The sequence below is a fragment of the Rhodocytophaga rosea genome (assembly GCF_010119975.1).
Classification (GTDB): Bacteria; Bacteroidota; Bacteroidia; order Cytophagales; family 172606-1; genus Rhodocytophaga; species Rhodocytophaga rosea.
On sequence record NZ_CP048222.1, the window covers coordinates 7971140 to 7988798 of the forward strand.

At 42.2% G+C, this 17659-nt stretch carries 14 protein-coding genes and 1 riboswitch; of the genes, 5 read left to right on the plus strand and 9 right to left on the minus strand.

The window, feature by feature from the left end:
* Positions 1 to 27 precede the first annotated feature (27 nt).
* The 9 genes from GXP67_RS32640 to GXP67_RS32675 all read right to left on the minus strand — a co-directional run bounded on the left by GXP67_RS32640 (position 28) and on the right by GXP67_RS32675 (position 8513).
* Positions 28 to 1146, minus strand: a complete 1119-nt coding sequence (locus GXP67_RS32640; RefSeq protein ID WP_162446997.1) for an ABC transporter permease — start codon at positions 1144 to 1146, stop codon at positions 28 to 30.
* Positions 1143 to 2249: an ABC transporter permease gene (locus GXP67_RS32645; protein ID WP_162446998.1), complete on the minus strand. Its 1107-nt coding sequence runs from the start codon at positions 2247 to 2249 to the stop codon at positions 1143 to 1145. The genes GXP67_RS32640 and GXP67_RS32645 overlap by 4 nt, the downstream gene beginning before the upstream one ends.
* A 75-nt stretch (positions 2250 to 2324) precedes the next feature.
* Positions 2325 to 2741, minus strand: coding sequence for an AAA family ATPase (locus GXP67_RS37615; RefSeq protein WP_232064731.1), 417 nt, complete (start codon positions 2739 to 2741; stop codon positions 2325 to 2327).
* A complete protein-coding gene (locus tag GXP67_RS37620) occupies positions 2738 to 3058 on the minus strand; it encodes an ATP-binding cassette domain-containing protein (RefSeq protein ID WP_232064732.1) in 321 nt (106 codons plus the stop codon). Before GXP67_RS37620 ends, GXP67_RS37615 begins: the two co-directional genes overlap by 4 nt.
* Positions 3059 to 3178: 120 nt before the next feature.
* Complete coding sequence (locus tag GXP67_RS32655) at positions 3179 to 4084, minus strand: ABC transporter ATP-binding protein (RefSeq protein WP_162446999.1); 906 nt, start codon at positions 4082 to 4084, stop codon at positions 3179 to 3181.
* 69 nt (positions 4085 to 4153) lie between these two features.
* Positions 4154 to 5095, minus strand: coding sequence for an HlyD family secretion protein (locus GXP67_RS32660; RefSeq protein ID WP_162447000.1), 942 nt, complete (start codon positions 5093 to 5095; stop codon positions 4154 to 4156).
* Between the two features lie 48 nt (positions 5096 to 5143).
* Positions 5144 to 6415 (minus strand): TolC family protein, encoded by a 1272-nt coding sequence (locus tag GXP67_RS32665; protein WP_162447001.1) that lies wholly within the window; start codon positions 6413 to 6415, stop codon positions 5144 to 5146.
* A gap of 64 nt (positions 6416 to 6479) precedes the next feature.
* Positions 6480 to 7091, minus strand: a complete 612-nt coding sequence (locus GXP67_RS32670) for a TetR/AcrR family transcriptional regulator (RefSeq protein ID WP_162447002.1) — start codon at positions 7089 to 7091, stop codon at positions 6480 to 6482.
* Between the two features lie 177 nt (positions 7092 to 7268).
* A complete protein-coding gene (locus GXP67_RS32675; protein WP_162447003.1) occupies positions 7269 to 8513 on the minus strand; it encodes a hypothetical protein in 1245 nt (414 codons plus the stop codon).
* Positions 8514 to 8986: 473 nt separating this feature from the next.
* Here GXP67_RS32675 and GXP67_RS32680 point away from each other — a divergent pair, with 473 nt between their 5' ends.
* The 5 genes from GXP67_RS32680 to GXP67_RS32700 all read left to right on the plus strand — a co-directional run bounded on the left by GXP67_RS32680 (position 8987) and on the right by GXP67_RS32700 (position 17640).
* Positions 8987 to 9859, plus strand: a complete 873-nt coding sequence (locus tag GXP67_RS32680; protein ID WP_162447004.1) for an SdiA-regulated domain-containing protein — start codon at positions 8987 to 8989, stop codon at positions 9857 to 9859.
* Positions 9860 to 9899: 40 nt separating this feature from the next.
* A complete protein-coding gene (locus GXP67_RS32685; protein ID WP_162447005.1) occupies positions 9900 to 13547 on the plus strand; it encodes a BamA/TamA family outer membrane protein in 3648 nt (1215 codons plus the stop codon).
* A gap of 81 nt (positions 13548 to 13628) precedes the next feature.
* Positions 13629 to 14048, plus strand: a complete 420-nt coding sequence (locus tag GXP67_RS32690) for a hypothetical protein (RefSeq protein WP_162447006.1) — start codon at positions 13629 to 13631, stop codon at positions 14046 to 14048.
* Between the two features lie 331 nt (positions 14049 to 14379).
* A complete protein-coding gene (locus tag GXP67_RS32695; RefSeq protein ID WP_162447007.1) occupies positions 14380 to 15339 on the plus strand; it encodes a hypothetical protein in 960 nt (319 codons plus the stop codon).
* 83 nt (positions 15340 to 15422) lie between these two features.
* A riboswitch (cobalamin riboswitch) is annotated at positions 15423 to 15625 on the plus strand.
* Between the two features lie 95 nt (positions 15626 to 15720).
* A complete protein-coding gene (locus tag GXP67_RS32700; RefSeq protein WP_162447008.1) occupies positions 15721 to 17640 on the plus strand; it encodes a TonB-dependent receptor plug domain-containing protein in 1920 nt (639 codons plus the stop codon).
* The last annotated feature ends 19 nt before the right edge of the window (positions 17641 to 17659 follow it).

A 17659-nucleotide genomic window follows, 5' to 3' on the forward strand; every position in this document is an offset into this window, starting at 1 on the left:
TGAATGTAAATAATTTTTGATTGGTTCTTAGGCTGTTTTGCGGTAACGCCAGGTGGCCAGAGATAATGTACTGGCTGTGAGCAGCAATAAGGCGAAAAACTGATGACGCACCTCATAAAAGCTGCTTCCTTTCAGCATTACATTCCGGCCTACTTCAATTATGTATTTCAGCGGATTGAGGTAATTGAGGTATTGTGCCCATTGGGGCATGTTTTCTGTAGAAGCAAACAAACCGCTGAGTAGGATGAACAGTACCAGGCAAAAGAAAGCGGCAAACATCGCTTGCTGCATGGTTTGAGAAATATTGGAAATAAATAAACCCAGCCCTACACTGAGCAGCAGAAACAGCAAAGCAAAGCCATACATGAGTAACAGGCTTCCTTCCAGTGGAATGTTGAAAAGAAACAAACCTACCAGTAAACCCACGGTGAATTGCACCAATCCGATGATCACAAAAGGAGTAAGCTTACCAAGAATAAACTGGTATTTTTTTATGGGCGTAACGTTGAGCTGTTCCATGGTTCCAATCTCTTTTTCACGCACAATATTCAGGGCAGCAATCAATGCGCCTATCAATAACAGTAACTCGAATAATATACCTGGCACCATAAAAGTTTTGTAATTCAGCTGCGGATTATACCAGTACTGGTTCACTACCTGAATAGCTTCAGTGCTTTGATCTATAGAGGTTGGATAGTTTTCGCTCCGGATTTCCCGGTTAAAATCCTGGATAATACTGCTGGCATAGCCACTGGCAATTCCTGCTTTTGAACCATCTATTGCATTCACCATTAACTGCAATTCAGCTTTGTTTTCCCGGTATAAATCTCTTTCAAAGTAGGGAGGAATCACGATGATCAGGTCGGCTTTATTCTGTAAGAGTTGCAGCTGTGCCAGTTTGTAAGAGGGTACAAAGGAATACAATCGGAAGTTATCAATATGGCTGAATTTGCTGATTAAACGGGAAGAATAGGTAGAATGATCGCTGTCGACGATGGTTACTTTCAGGTCTTTTACTTCAAAATTAGCTGCCAATGATAGCAGAATGAGCTGCATAATGGGAGCGACCAGCATCATCCGGAGCAGCACTGCATTGCGGAAAATCTGCTTGAATTCTTTTTCTATAAGAAATAAAATACGTCTCATGCACTTCTTGTTTTTAATTTTTTCAAACTGATCACAATAAACACCACTGACATTCCCACCAAAATGACTGTTTCTTTGAGCAGGGAATCTATTCCAATACCTTTAATCATGATTCCCTTCACTATCGCAATAAAATACTTGGCCGGAATGATGTTGGAAATCACCTGCAAGGCTTTGGGCATACTTTCAATTGGAAAAATAAAGCCGGATAAAAAGATAGTCGGCATCAGCATGATCACCAGCGAGGCAAACATGGCAACCAGCTGGGAGTTGGTCAGGGTGGAGATGAATATGCCGATGGATAAAGCCAGAAAGATGAACAGCAGGGTTTCTGCCAGTAGTAATATTAAACTTCCGTTCAATGGAATATGAAGTACAAAAATACCCAGGGCAATGATCAGGCAGCCATTAATAAAGGAGAGCAAAAGGTAAGGCAACACTTTTCCAAATATGATCTGCATCTGGCTCAGCGGCGATACCGCTAATACTTCCATAGTGCCCATTTCTTTTTCCCTGGCAATGGTTACAGAGGTCATCATCGCAGATACAAGCAGCAATACCATCGCCATCACGCCAGGTACAAATACAAAGGCTCCTTTGAGTTCAGGATTAAACACCATTCTGGACCGGATATCTATCGTCATAGGCCGGACTGTAAGCGGGTTTTGTTCGTTTGTATAATCCCGGATGATGGCCGAAGCATAATTGACCAGGCTGATAGCCGTATTTTGTTCAGAAGCATCTGCCAGTAACTGGATCTGGGAAGTTTGCTGGCGTTCATATTCCAGGTCAAAATCCGGAGGAAATACCACCACCATTTTGATCGTTCCTTTCCGGAAAGCTTGCTCAATCTGCGGATAGGAGATCAGGTTTTCTTCCAGCTGGAAATAACCCGATGAAAGCAGGCGGCTGGTGATCTGTCCGGAATGAATGCCTTTATTGTTGTCTAAAATGGCTATTCTGGCATATTTGATTTCATTGGTGAGGGCAAACCCGAATAATAAAACCTGCACAAATGGCAATCCGAATAAAATCAGCAGGGTACGCCTGTCACGGAAAATATGCAGGAATTCTTTATGAACAAAAGCGAAGAAGCGTTTCATTATCTGAGTATCAAGTAGTGAGTATTAAATACTTATATAGGCTGTTACCAATAATTAATAACGAACAACCAACAACTATTTAGCAGAAGTACCCCTGGCCAGAATCTGGAAAACTCCATCCATAGAGGTAACGCCATATTGCTCCTTTAACCCTCTGGGTGTATCGAGTGCCTGCATACGGCCATCTACCATAATCGAAACCCGGTTGCAATACTCGGCTTCGTCCATGTAGTGGGTAGTTACAAAAATGGTAGTGCCTTCACTGGCGGCCTGGTAGATCATGTCCCAGAACTGCCGCCTGGTAATAGGGTCAACACCGCCGGTGGGTTCGTCTAAAAACACCACAGGTGGTTCGTGCAGCAAGGCCACAGAAAAGGCAAGTTTTTGTTTCCAGCCGAGGGGTAAAGAGCCAACCAGTTTGTCGGCTACGCCTTCCAGTAATAAGTTATCCAGAATACGGGCGGTTTTAGATTTTATGGCTTGTATACTCAAACCATATATGCCCCATAAAAGCGGATATTTTCCCGTATGGTAAGGTCTTCATACAAGGAGAATTTCTGGCTCATGTAGCCAATTCGCTCTTTGATACGTTCCGCTTGGGTAAATACATCAAAACCTGCTACGCTTGCTCTTCCGGAAGAGGGTGTTAACAGTCCGCATAGCATACGCATGGCAGTAGTTTTACCGGCACCGTTTGCTCCCAGGAAACCGAATATTTCCCCTTTTTTTACTGCAAAACTGATCTGGTTGGTGGCAATAAATTCCCCGAACTTTTTGGTTAATTTTTCTGCAATTACAACGTTTTCCATAATAATATGAGTATTAGGCACTATATAGTAAATCAATAGTAATTATGCTGGCTGTGTTTGCAAAGTTTGGCTATCAAGATGATTTGCATTTTTACTTATAACAAACAACTATCAACCATTTCATGAAGCATGCATGAGTGACATAAAAGTGTCTTCAATAGTAGGTGTAATAGATTGTATTTCTACCTGGCTGTGCTGTTTTTCCTGTAAATAGGTATGCACCTGCGCTTCACTCACAGTATCCGTTTTCAGGCTAAGATGCAGATATTCGCCAAACGCATAACAGGTATCAGTAAAGGGAGCCTTACGCAAGTCCAGTATCAGCCGGTACGTATCTTTTCCACGGACGGCCAGCAAAGGTTTGGTGAACTTACCGGTAATACCTTCCGGGGTATTGATCGCCAGGATTTGCCCATTCTGAATAAAAGCAATCCGGTCGCATAAGCTGGCTTCATCCATGTAAGGGGTAGATACTACAATGGTGAGTCCCCGTTTTTTTAACCTTCCCAGCATTTCCCAGAATTCTTTTCTCGACACGGCATCTACTCCGGTAGTAGGTTCATCTAAAAATAATACTTCTGGTTTGTGAATGAGAGCACAGCAAAGGGCTAATTTTTGTTTCATTCCTCCGGAAAGTTTACCGGCCCTCCTGTCTTTAAAGGGTTCGAGTTGCGAATATATGTCAGCAATCAGATCGTAATTGGCTTCTATGGTAGTTCCAAAAACCGAGGCAAAGAACCTGAGATTTTCATATATAGTTAAATCCTGGTAGAGCGAAAAACGTCCGGGCATGTATCCAATCTGATGGCGAAGTTTTTTGTAGGTTTGTACCACATCAAGTCCGTCAATACTGGCTTGCCCGGCATCCGGCAATAAAATAGTTACCAGAATTTTAAATAGGGTAGTTTTACCGGCTCCATCCGGACCGATCAGCCCGAACAATTCCCCTTTCTGTATCTCTAAAGAAACATCCTGTAAGGCTTTAGTTTCTCCAAATGATTTTGAAATACCTCTGATGCTGATCATAGCCGTTGGACAATTGAAGTTGAGAATGGATAATTGTTACCTGGTTTACTTACTTTATGTTTGCTTCTATTACTCAGCCTGGAATTGCACTTCGGCCGGCATTCCGATTTTCAGGCTGCCATCATTAGTTACCAGTATTTTCATGGCATATACCAGATTTACCCGTTCATCTTTGGTCTGGATCACTTTGGGTGTGAACTCAGATTTACTGGAAACCCATTGCACCGTGCCTGCATATTCTTTAAAGGTGTCATTAGGGGCATCCACCAATACTTTCACTTTACCACCAGTTTTTACATTCACCAGCTGGTCACCACTTACATAGGCACGTAATACTAGCTTATTTAAATCAGCGACTTTATATAAAGGCTTGCCATAACTCACGACTTCTCCAGGTTCTGCAAAACGGATGGTAACGGTTCCCGGTACAGGATTTCTAATAATTGATTTCTGGATCTGGTCATTAAGCCGCTCAATCTGTTTTTGCAGAGGTAAAGCTTCCGATTGTACGCCTGATTTCTGAGTGGAAAGGGCAGAGGCTTGCGCTGTTTTTTGCTTTTGTGTCAGGGCAATTTGGCGTTCCAGTACACTGATCTGGGAGAGGATGTCATCTAACTGTTTCTTCGGAACTGACTCAGCAGCCAGCAGGTTTTCTGTCCGTTTTTTCTCCCGTAACAAAGTATTGAGCTGCTCTTGTTGTACGGCGATCTGATTTTCATAAAAAGATACTTGTGTATTAACATTAGGTGTACGGGAGGAAACCGCCTGCAGACTTGCCAGAAGCTGCTCTTTTTGCAAAGCGAGCTGCAGTGTATCCACTAAGCCAACTGTTTCGCCGCTGTTGAGTTGTTTACCTTCTTCCACGGTAAAAGATTCCAGCATGCCGGTTGCCTGGGCAGAAACGATGGTTTCCACCGCTTCAAAATTTCCATAGGCATCCGACTGGTCATTATTACGGTTGCATGCCCAGAAACTTGCAGCCGCAGTAATCAGGATTAAAATAGTTTTCATATAAAATATTAATGATTGAATGAGAAGTATCGGTTATTGTGATGAAGTTTAATTTCCTGACAGAGTCACATATTGTAGCTTAGCCATTTGCCATTGGAGGCGATGCAGATTCTGATTCAACAAAGCTTCACTTTCCTGGTTGAGTTCGCTGATATAATCTCTGGCAGCAATAGCCCCATTTTCCAGCTGGGTACCTGCACTTTGTTTGATCTTGGTCCGTAAGGCTACAATTTCTTTGTCCTGCTCCAGCATGGCCTGATAGCGTTCCACTTCTGATTGTTGCTGCCTGAGTTGCAGCGCCAGATTCTTTTCAAATGTCTCCTGACGGGTTTGGATGATTTGTTTCCGCAGGGAATGTATTTGTTGCTCTCTTCGCAGATTATAGCCATTGGAAATAGGCCAGCTTAACTTAACACCTCCCAGGAAAAAACTCCGGAAATCGTTGTTGAGAAAATTGAGTGCCGGACGGCCTGCGCCAGTCTGGGCAAAAGCGCTCAGCCGGGGTTGCAGACTGCTGCCAGTAAGCTTATTCTGAATATCGACTTGTGAACGTTGCAGGGTAAATACCTTTACCTGCGGATGATTACTTGTCGTTACATGTGCGATGCTTACTTCTTCTGTGCCCAAACTTAAAGGCGTAGTGGCTTCAACCGGTAGTCCGGTAAGTAAAGCCAGCATTTCTTTCAATCCTTTCCTGGAAATCTGAAGTTCACTCAGTTTCTGGGTAGTTTTCAGGTATTCGGCTTGCAGGGCATCTGCTGAGGTTTGGGCGGCAGTCCCATATCTGACATTGGCAGAGAGTTTATCAATTCTGTTTTTTAGGTCTTTTTGCAAAGTTTCCAGCAGTTTCATATTCTCTTCAGCAAGCTGGGCGTTCAGGAAAAAAAGATTTACCTGCTCTTTCAGCTTTTGTAATTCTACTTCTACCTGCTGTACTTCCAGGGCAGTAGTTTCTTTCTGTAATTTTTGCTGTAAGCGATTCGCATCACCATCGTAGAGGGCATAACTGGCATCCAGGGTAACTTTGTACTGGTCTTTGCTCAACTGAGGTACTTGTATTCCAGGCAATTCAATGGGGAGCCTGGTTACTTCCGATTGCCAGGTAGCTTGTCCGTTTATAGAAGCTTGCGGAAGCCAGCGGTTCACTTTTAAGTTCAGTACCGATAATGCACCAGTTTGAGAAAGCAGTCCTTTCTGTTTGACATAAGGATAATGTTGTGCTGCTGCCTGATAACATTGCGCAAGGGTAAGCGTATCCTGTGACCAGGCAGGGAGTATTGTTGATATCAAACAAACAATTCCTACAATAAGCGTTTTCATATAAATAAAAATTTGTTTTTTAACATGTGTTTTAAACAGGTGTTTAACGCAGGTATAAAATTTTTTACTTTACCTTTAAATAAGCCATAATCATTTCCGGAATAATTTTTTTCCGCTCCTCCATAAATTTTCTGAACCCTTCCTCATTCAGGTCACCCATATACGAAATAGCCGGACGAGCCAGAAAAGGAAACACGACATTACCTAAAATTGAAAAAATAATATGCAGTGGGGCTACCTCCCGGATATTCCCTTTTTGTATTTCTTCCTGCAACTGTTTGGTAAAATAGGAGTTACGGATCACTTCCCGTACATTTAAATCTTTAAAAAGTGTATTTCCATCTTCTCTGTTTTCTGACAGTACAAACATCGGCATTAGCGGATTTTCCATAATCAGATCGGTATATTTATCCACTATTTTCCAGATTTTTACTTCCAGGGGCGTTTCTTCATTCAATAACATCACAATCTTTCCAAACAATACACCAAAAGTTTCTTTGTAAACACTTTTGAATAGTTGCTCTTTGCTCCGGAAATAATAATTTACCAAGGCAACATTCACTCCGGCTTCTTCCGCGATCTGGCGGATTTTAGCCCCATCAAATCCCTGTCTCAAAAATACCCGCCTTGCTGCCTCTTTGATCCGGTTCTGCGTATCTAGTTCTTCTTTCATCATATGATGTAACAAAGGTTATAAATTTTAGTGAATGCAACAAATGTTTTAAACAGATGTTTAATGAGTGGTTAAAAATGGATAGTGAAGTGGTAATTTTTATAGTTGAAGTGTAAAACAAAAAAGCGAAGCGCATGATTTTATTCACACGCTTCGCCTTTATAATGATGAAAATATAAATTACTGATACTGGATATACAATGGTTTTGGATTCAGAGAAAGCACATCTTCCGGTTTCATCAGGCTCCAGCCATTCCGGGTATCATTTTTATAGAATAGCTTAAATCCGGTATACTGTACAGGTTCTCTTACGATATACCGGCGGTAGGTATCTTTCTTCAGCGTTCCGGAACCCCATCCATCCATGTGCATAACGATCTGAACCCTGGGATCAAGTTTAATTTTGTCGGCATTGGTGATCATTTTCTGTGTAAAGCGGTGTACAACAAATACCTTGGGAGGCAGATTGTGCTGGGCAACCAGATCAGCCAGGTAGGACGTTGCATAATTGATATCTTCGGCATCGAAAACGCCCATGTAATCTCCTGGCACATGGTCTTCACGCATAGCAAATTCTGCATCGATGGCAAAATGTACATTGGGGCGGCTCAGCAGATGTGCCAGACGAGGAATTTCGTCCTGCAAGGTGCTATGTCCGATCTGAATGTCAATGAATACAATGGCATCCCGTTTGGCAGCCCAGGCAATTACATCTTCCGCTACTTTATCCGTCATACGGAGGCGGTACTTTTTATCTCTGCCGGGGGCACCTTGTGCCGTTACCATGATCACATGTAAGGCAGGTTGAATGGGAGTTTCCGGATCGGCTTTTTTCCAGGCTTCTATTTCTTCGTCCAGCTTGGCAAGCATATCATCAGGAGGCAATTCTCCCAGAATCCCCATGCGTTTAGAAAGCGGGTTGCCATAAAAAGCGATAATTCTCTTTTCAGGCAAAATAGAACCAGGCAATGGATCAGGTAATTTGGGCCATTCTACGGGAGCGGAAGGTTCAATTTTTTTTATCTCACTATCTTTTAGTTCTGCCAGCCGGATGGAATCCTTGCGTAATGAATCGGCAAGGGCTTGTTTTCTGGCGGCGATAATGGCTGTTGAGTCTATCACCTGAGCTTTTACAATGGCTTTAGGCTCTGTCTCCAGTTTAGCTACAGTTTTGGTTTCGCAGCTGTACAACATACATACAGATAAAAAAGCTGCAATACCCTTTGTATAGTTCATAATCATTTTAGAAAAATCTAATAGTGGCGCTGCACATTTACGAATTTTATTGAGTAAAGATTCGGGATGCCAGCGCCTTTTATACACCTGTTTTAACGCAGGCAATTTGTTTATTAAATCAGTAAATGCCAAATCACTTCTTTGTGGTAAAACATAGGTAACGTAAGGAAGTGGAATTTCTTTTTTCAAATCTTTCCTGGGAAATGAGGGTTGGAATAAACCAGAATGAAAAATAATGCCGCCAGGGATAAATACACTGGTAATTACTATTAAATATGCTTTTTGCGAAAATGTATGAATTCGCCTTATTCTCCACAAAATGGGATATAGTCAAGCCTTCACACCAGCAGATATACTGCGGGAATTAAGCAGGCATGCCTGAAATGTGGTTACTTTTTCAGGCTGATATTTTGCCTTAATAAGATATTTTTACTGCAATAGTTTTGTAATTTACCCTTTGTAGCTTGCATCCTGGGAATGGGCTAATGGGGATTGTGCTGACTTTGAAAAATGAACTGGTTCTGGGTGCATTCCAACATTCAGATTCTGGCAGCGATCCTTGTGTTTACTCATTTTAAAATCTATAAATTGCCGGCTAAAGAGTAATTGCATGCCAGATTCAGTATGTTCTTGCGCACCTCACTAACCATCAGACCACTTATATGAACCGAAGTTTTCCTGCAAACTTATTTTTGATAGGGATTTGTTTATTTACGGCTTGTTCCGGTAAAAGACCGGATGCAGCTGCGGCCGGAAAAGCAATTTCCTATGATTTAAATTCCCCCGATGATAAAATGTTTTTGCCCTATGAAATTGAAGAAATTTCCGGCTTATCTTATCTGAGTGAAGACAAACTGCTTGCTATTCAGGACGAACAAGCAATCATCTATACCATAGATATGAAAGAAGAAAAGATTGCTAGTGAACAGAAGTTTGGTAAAAATGGCGATTATGAAGGAGTGGAGGTAGTCGGTGAGTTTATATTTGCCGTCAGAAGCGATGGAACTATTTACAAAACGTCTATACAAGCAACCGATGAATCTGCTACTGAAGTATTTGATACACCATTATCTCACAAAAATGATGTGGAAGGTTTAGCCTACGATGTAGCTAACAATCGATTACTTCTGGCTTGTAAAGGCATTTCCGGGATTAAAAATGATATTCCTGGTAGCAGGGCCATCTATGCTTTTAATCTGTCAGATAATACCCTGGCTGAAGAACCAGTTTTTTTGTTAAAAATCGATCAAGTCAATGCAGCGCTTGGCAATAGTGATACGAAAGACCATTTCCGGCCCTCTGGTATTGCCGTTCACCCGGTTACCGGGCAGATATACATCATTGCTTCGGTGGGAAAAGTATTGATTGTATTGAACAAAAATGGTAGTATTGACACCGTAACTCAGCTGGCATCAGCCGAATTTAAACAGCCGGAAGGTATTTGTTTTTCTCCCAATGGTGATATGTTTATTTCCAACGAAGGCAAAGGAGGCCGGTCTACTATTCTCAGATTTAATTATGCAAAGAATGAATAGAATAGCCTTTTGTTCGCTATGGCTTTTAACTTGTTTGTGCATGCCATTTGCTGTTGCTGCTTTCCAGAATCAGCCAGGCGATAGTACGCTTACGTATTCTGTGTTTCTGATCGGAGATGTAGGTGCCCCCAGAATTGACAAGCAGGAACCAACGCTGAGTGCTTTACAAACTCAGTTGCAAGCTGATAATGGGAATAGTACACTCATTTTTCTGGGTGATAATATTTACCCAAAAGGCTTACCTGATTCCCTGCATAAAGACCGTTCAGAAGCACAACGATACCTGGAAGAACAGCTAAAAATTACGGATGGCTATAATGGTAAAGTCATATTTGTTCCAGGCAACCATGATTGGGCCAGAAGCGGCAGGCAGGGATGGCAACGGGTGCAAGGACAGGAAAAATTTGTAGAAACCTACCTGAAACGGGGCAATACCTATTTGCCCGATGATGGCTGTCCTGGCCCGGTTGAAATTCCGCTGAGTGACGAACTGGTACTGGTGGTAATAGATACCCAGTGGTTTTTGCATCCCTGGGACAAACCAGGGGAAGAATCAGATTGTGAAAACAAAACAGCCGACCAGATCCTGGTACAATTAGATGATATTTTGAAGCGGAATGCTCACCGGAAAGTATTGGTTACTTCGCATCATCCTATGTATACCTATGGCTCACATGGCGGACGGTATACCATCAAACAACACCTGTTTCCCCTTACTGATCTAAAGGAAAATCTCTGGATTCCGCTTCCTATTATCGGCTCCATTTATCCATTGTACCGTACCTTGCTGGGCGATCCGCAGGATACCCCCAATCCCAAGTTCAGACTGATGCGAAAAGCCCTAACCGGCCTTTTTAAGCAACATCCCAACCTAATTCAGGCTGCCGGGCATGAACACTCGCTTCAATATATTACCAGAGATAGCCTTCATTATATTGTGAGTGGGGCCGGCTGTAAACGTAGTCATGTGGCCAATGGTAAGCATGCACAATTTGTAGATACAGGAGAAGGTTTCGGCAGATTGAATTATTACAGCAATGGAGCGGTCTGGCTCGAATTTTATAAACCGGATGAGAATATGCTAACCGGCAAACTGGTGTACAGGCAAAGACTGATGATGCAGCCTTTTCAACCCCAACCCAGTGCGGAAGAGGCTTTCCAGAATATGAACCTTCCGGATTCTATTAAGGCGCAAGCCAGTGAGCAATACAAAGCCGGTCCGTTCAAAACATGGATACTGGGGGCAAATTATCGGGATGTTTGGGAGCAGCCGATACAAGTGCCGGTATTTGATATTGGCGCAGAAAAAGGCGGCTTAACCATCTTGCAAAGGGGAGGAGGGATGCAAACCAAATCCCTGAGGCTGGAAAACAAAGAAGGCAAACAGTTTACCCTTCGTTCGATTGAAAAATTTGCTGAAGGTGCTATTCCTTCTGCGCTTAAAAATACATTTGCCGTAGACCTGGTACAAGACCAGATTTCCGCCTCTCACCCCTATGCCTCGTTAGTCGTACCGACTTTAGCAGATGCGGCAAAAGTGTATCATACCAATCCAAAGGTAGTTTTTATTCCGAATGATCCGAGGCTGGGCCAATACCAGCCGGCATTTGCCAATACTCTGGCTTTATTTGAAGAACGTCCGGCAGGTGATGGCTCCGATAATACAAGTCTGGGAGGCTCCAAAAAATTGTACAGTACCGACAAAATGCTGGAAAAACTGCATGGGGATAATGACAACGCCGTAGATCAGATTGCTGTGTTAAGAGCCCGTTTGTTTGATCTGTTTCTGGCAGATTGGGACCGCCATGACGACCAGTGGCGGTGGGCCAGCTTTGAAGGAAAAAATGGCTTAGTATTTCAACCTATTCCACGCGACCGGGACCAGGTTTTCTTTGTAAATCAGGGCGTATTGCCCCGTATTGCCAGCCGGAAGTGGGTGATGCCTAAGTTACAGGGTTTTGATTACCGGGTGCGGGATGTGAATACGTTTATGAATAATGCCCGGTATTTCGACCGTTCTTTCCTCACCGAACCTTCCCAGCAGCAATGGGTGGCAATGGCAGATTCCCTGAAAGGGGAACTGACCGATGAAGTAATTGCAAGCGCCCTGGCAAACTGGCCTAAAGAAATTTTTAGATTAACAGCTTCAGAAGTAGAGGCAAAACTGAAATCCAGGCGGGATAAGCTGGCACAATATGCCAGGGAATATTATTTGTTTTTAGCCAGAGAAGTAGATATTCCAGGCAGCAATAAGCAGGAGCATTTTGAAGTAACCCGGCTGGATGATGCGCATACCAGGGTAACCGTTCATAAAATCAGTAAATCAGGCGACCGCGAACAGAAAATATATGAGCGCACCTTCAATACGGGAGAAACCAGGGAAATCCGTTTATACGGCCTGGATGGTGATGATGTATTTCACCTTAGTGGAAATGTAAATAAAGGTATCTTAGTCCGTATCATTGGTGGGAAGGGAACAGATCAGATTATAGATGATTCCAGGGTAAAAGGCATGAGCCGGAAAACAAAAGTATACGATACGGCTACCGGGAATAAATTAATACTAAACAGTGAAAGTGCCAATCTTACCTCAAACGCAGCAGATGTAAATACCTATTACCGGAAAGCGTTTAAATACAATTTTTTTGGCCCTCTGGCCTCCATTGAGTTTAATATTGATGATGGGCTTTTTCTGGGGGGAGGGGTGATGGCCAGGACGCAGGGTTTCCGCAAAGAACCTTATGCAACCCAACATACGTTTACGGCGAACTATGCCTTTGCTACGGCTTCCTATCATTTCCGCTACCGGGCCGACATTACAGATGTGATCGGTAAACTGGATCTAAGCCTTGATGTTGACTTGAAACAACCCAATTATGTAAACAATTTCTTCGGTTTAGGCAACGAAACCACTTATACCTTGCCTGAAGATGGCATCACCTATTACCGGGTACGCTTTTGGCAGTGGATCATTAAACCACAGCTTAGAAAAAAACTAAACGAAAACGCAAACATTTATTTCGGACCTACTTTCCAGAATATTCAAGTGGAACGTACCAAAGGCAGGTTTATAGATGATACTGCCTTAAATGGACTGGACGGAAACAGCATTTTTGAAGAGAAATATTATGCAGGCGTAAATGCAGGCATCCAGGTAGATAAACGGGATAGTAAAATGCTGCCTACTACCGGCTTTGTATTCGGACTGGAAGGGGAGGCAAATAAAGGATTTGGTAAAGTCTCTTCTAATTTCGGGTATATTTCATCTGCGCTCTCCCTCTACTGGACATTTCGCTTGCCAGCCAGGGTTACCTTAGCTACCAGGTTTGGTGGAGGCGTAAGTCTGGGTAAGTATGAATTCTTCCAGGCACAACTACTGGGCGGGAATACCAACCTGCGCGGCTTCCGCAAAACCAGGTTTGCCGGTGAATCAGCCTTATACCAGAATACAGAGTTGCGTATCAAATTATTCAGCTTCCGGTCCTATCTGTTCCCGGCACAAGTAGGTATTATCGGTTTTAATGATGTAGGCAGGGTATGGCAGGATGGTGAAAAATCAAGTATCTGGCATCATGGATATGGAGGAGGCGTGTATCTGGCTCCTTTAAACCAACTGGTGATTTCCTTTATGTATGGCTTTTCCAAAGAAGATAACCTGCCTTTGATCCGGGCAGGTTTCCTATTTTAATATAGTAGCGTAGTCAGTAGTAAATGATTATTTTATAATGGATAATTTAGTATATATATGCCTTAATTGGGCAGTATAAAAATGAAATCAATTAGAAGTGTATATCTACTGATAGCAAGTTTCATAACATCCTGTAGTTCAGAGAAAGAAACCATCACAGGAAAATTTAAAAAGTTTAATATTGAGTTTAAAGAGGAATTTTACATACTTGAAAATTCCAGTGCGTCAGCTATTGGAGATTATTCTGAGAAAATAATTATCCATATTTCCCCATCAGATCGGCTCGATATCCAGCAGATGTTTAAGAATTGTCCAGGTTATACTGATACAATCCCTGGGTATAGAAATGATCATGGAAAAGAAGAAAAAACAGAAACAGCCTTTAAAATAAAAGAGGGATACTATTATGAATTGTTTATTCCGCATAACGGATATGAAAGATATGCAATCCGGTTAGATACAACTAAGAATGAGCTAGTCTACAGCTATATCGATGAATAAGAAAAAAATATAAGGCCTGATACCCAGCGGCCTTACTCACCACAAAACCTCAAGATGAGGCACTATAGTGTGTAGCCTTAGGCCAGTAGGTAGAAATAATGGATACAGAAATGAAATGAATACAACACAATAGTAAGCTGCCAGAGTAGTAAGGTAATCTGACAGAACGGCTGTGGAAGTTAACGGAACAACATTGTAACCTGGCAGACCCATCTTGTAAGAGGCTAGAACAACCATGTAATTGCCCGGAGCAATACTGGAAATTTGCAGAACAATATTGTATCTTCACTCATCAATTCCTGCAAATTATAAACTAATTTTTCAACCTGCTATGTTCAAAATCCATACTATTTCTGGTATGCTATTCCTTGTGTGTGCCTGCCTGTTAAGTTCCTGCTATAAAATTCCATACAGAAGTACTCCCCAGCTTGTAAATATTCCCTTGGTTCCGCATACGAATGAAGTAGAGTTGTATTTTACAAATGAACTTCCGGCTAACAAAGCCTACTATGAAGTGATTGGGCTGAGTGCAGAAGGAGGTACTGATTATAATGCTTTGCTACTGCAACTAAAAAAACAAGCTAAACAGGCAGGAGTAGATGCCGTCATTCATATTAACAATACAAATGCAACATATACTTCCAGTGATGGTGGTCAGTATTCTACGCAGGTTGTGAAAGGCGTGGGTATCAAATACCGCGATAATATGAGTCATATAGAGCAGTATATTAAAAGCAAAAAAGTATTTAAACTTTCAGATTCCGGTAATTCAGTCTTGATATATGAAGCCCCTTTTGATATGCTGGGACATGAATTAAAAAAAGACCGCAAACCTGATCCACTATATACCAGGTTCGTAAGGGATTTTTCGTTTGATTATTTATTGTATGAAACCGACAGATGGGCGTACAGCATGGATGAAAAGAGAAGGGTACTTCAAAGAAACCATTATGCAGATCCTTATTTAAATAACAGCGATTTTACCTGCTATTTCGAATATAAATCCAACGATGAGTTGGAAAGCATACAGATCAAATATCCATCTAACAGAAAGCAGAATGTGTATGTGGAACTGGAGTATGCTTCTAAAGATAAAGTGAGTGCGAAAAATATCTATGCCAAGTACAACAAAAAGAACCTGCTGTATGTGGAAAAACTCGAATATGATGCACAGAACCGTATTTCGCAGACCACTCTCTATAAAGTAGAAGCCGGTAAACAAATTCCATTTCTGCAAACAAATTATTCTTATTATACCATGGATGATTTGCCTCCGCTCAAAAATATGTAAAGCTATTTGTTCAAAGAGATTCAACAACCTCCAACTTCCAAATTTTAAATCTTTCGCCTGTTAAGTGAATAATAAATAAAGTTCTATATTTGCGCCGTATTGGTTTTCGCTTTTACAAGTGAAATTAAAAGGGAATACCGGTGTAAATCCGGAACTGTTCCCGCAGCTGTAAACTCTATCACAGCTTTTTAGCCTCTATATGCCACTGTTACCCCATTTTTTCAGGAAACGGGAAGGCGCTAAGAAGTGAGTAAGTCAGAAGACCTGCCAGTACAACATACAATTCAATGCTTCGGGTAAAAAGCAGTGAATGGCCGAATGTATTCATTTTTCCATTCCCTCTCTTTTTACTCCTTTTCAAACCATTAAACAATTGTTTACATGAAAAAGGAGAAAAAAGTCTGGGCAGCCTGGCAGGCCGTATTATGTGTATGCACGCTAAGTGCTGGCATATCCTCGCCATCCATTGCCCAGCAAGACACCACCACCATCCAGCTGGATGAAGTCGTAATTACTGCAACCAAGTTTGCGAAGGCCAGTAGCGAAACCGGCAAAGTACTCACCATTGTCACCAGGGAACTGCTGGACCAGAGTGGTGGCAAAGACCTGGCACAGGTTCTCAATGCCCAGGCAGGTATTATAGTGAATGGAGCCAATAGCAATCCTGGAAAAGACAAATCAGTATACCTTCGGGGTGCCGCCAGTGAATACACCCTGATCCTGCTCGATGGCGTTCCAGTTTCTGATCCTTCCGGCATTTCTGGTTCTTTCGATCTCCGGCTGCTGCCCATTGATGTGATCGAGCGGATTGAAATTCTGAAAGGCAGCCAGTCTACTTTATATGGCAGCGATGCTGTAGCTGGGGTGATCAATATTATTACTAAAAAAGGAGCTGATAAACCCATTGGAGGTTTCGGTCAGCTCAGTGGAGGCAGCTACCAGACTGGTAAAGTACAGGCTGGCATCAATGGCAAGCTCAAAAAGTTTGATTATACAGCTGGTTATACCTATCTCCGCACTGATGGCATCAGTGAAGCAAAAGACAGCACCGGCTCTGCTGATTTTGATAAAGACGGATTCTCTCAGCATGCACTTAATGTAAATGTGGGTGTTCAGGCCACAGAAAAACTACTGATTCGCCCGTTTCTGCGCTATACGGAATTTGATGGTAAATACGATGGGGGTGCCTTTACAGATGATACAGAAGCGACTTATAAGGCTAAGCTTTTAAATACCGGTTTATCTGCGGAGTACCAGCTTGCCAAAGGGGGTATTACTTTTCAGTATGCGTTAGATCGAACCAACCGGAATTACGACAATGCATTTGGTGGAAGCGCTTTTGAAGGTATATTTAACCATGGGGAACTCTTTGGAAACTATTCGATTGCCAAAAACCTGCAAGTACTGGCAGGCATCAGTTACCAGCACTTCAACATGATGGATACTACGGCAACACTCGATAATCCGGAGGTAAATTTAGTCAGCCCCTATGCGTCGCTGTTTGTAAATAATTTGAAAGGTTTTTCTCTGGAAGTAGGAGGCCGTTATAATAAACATTCCCAGTATGGCAGTAATTATACCTACAGCATCAACCCATCTTTCCTGGTGCAGAAAAAAGTAAAGCTTTTTGTGAATTATTCTACGGGATTTAAAGCACCTACTTTATACCAGTTATACGGACAGTATGGACATAACGAAAACCTGAAACCGGAACGGAGCCGGAATCTGGAAGGAGGTATTCAAACTTTTCTGCTGGATAATACACTTAATATAAGGGTGGTTTTATTTGACCGGGATATAAAAGACGCTATTCTATATACGTATAATCCTGGCTACATTAACCTCAACCGGCAGCAAGATCAGGGCATTGAAATAGAACCTACCTTTCAGCTAAACAATAAATTAACCCTGCGTGCTTATTATACCTATGTGACCGGCAAAGTTACCACTAAAGCTGGCGAACAGGATACAACGTATTTCAACCTTATCCGCCGCCCAAAACATAACGTTGGTGCTCACATTGGTTATCAGATCACTCCATCCTTGTTCATCAGTACTGACTTCAAAACTTTTGGCAAACGTACCGATTTGTTCTTTGATCCGGCCAATAATTACGAGTCAAAAGAAGTAAATATGGATGCCTATGCCTTGTGGGATGTGTATGTGTCGTATAGTTTCTTCAAGAAAAAGCTGCTTGCCTTTGCACAGGTAAATAACCTGCTCAACAGTGATTATATGGAAGCGTATGGTTTTGCAACCCAGGGTACTAATGTGCAGGCCGGTATTAGAGTTAATCTTTAGCCGGTTTCATTTTCAGAAA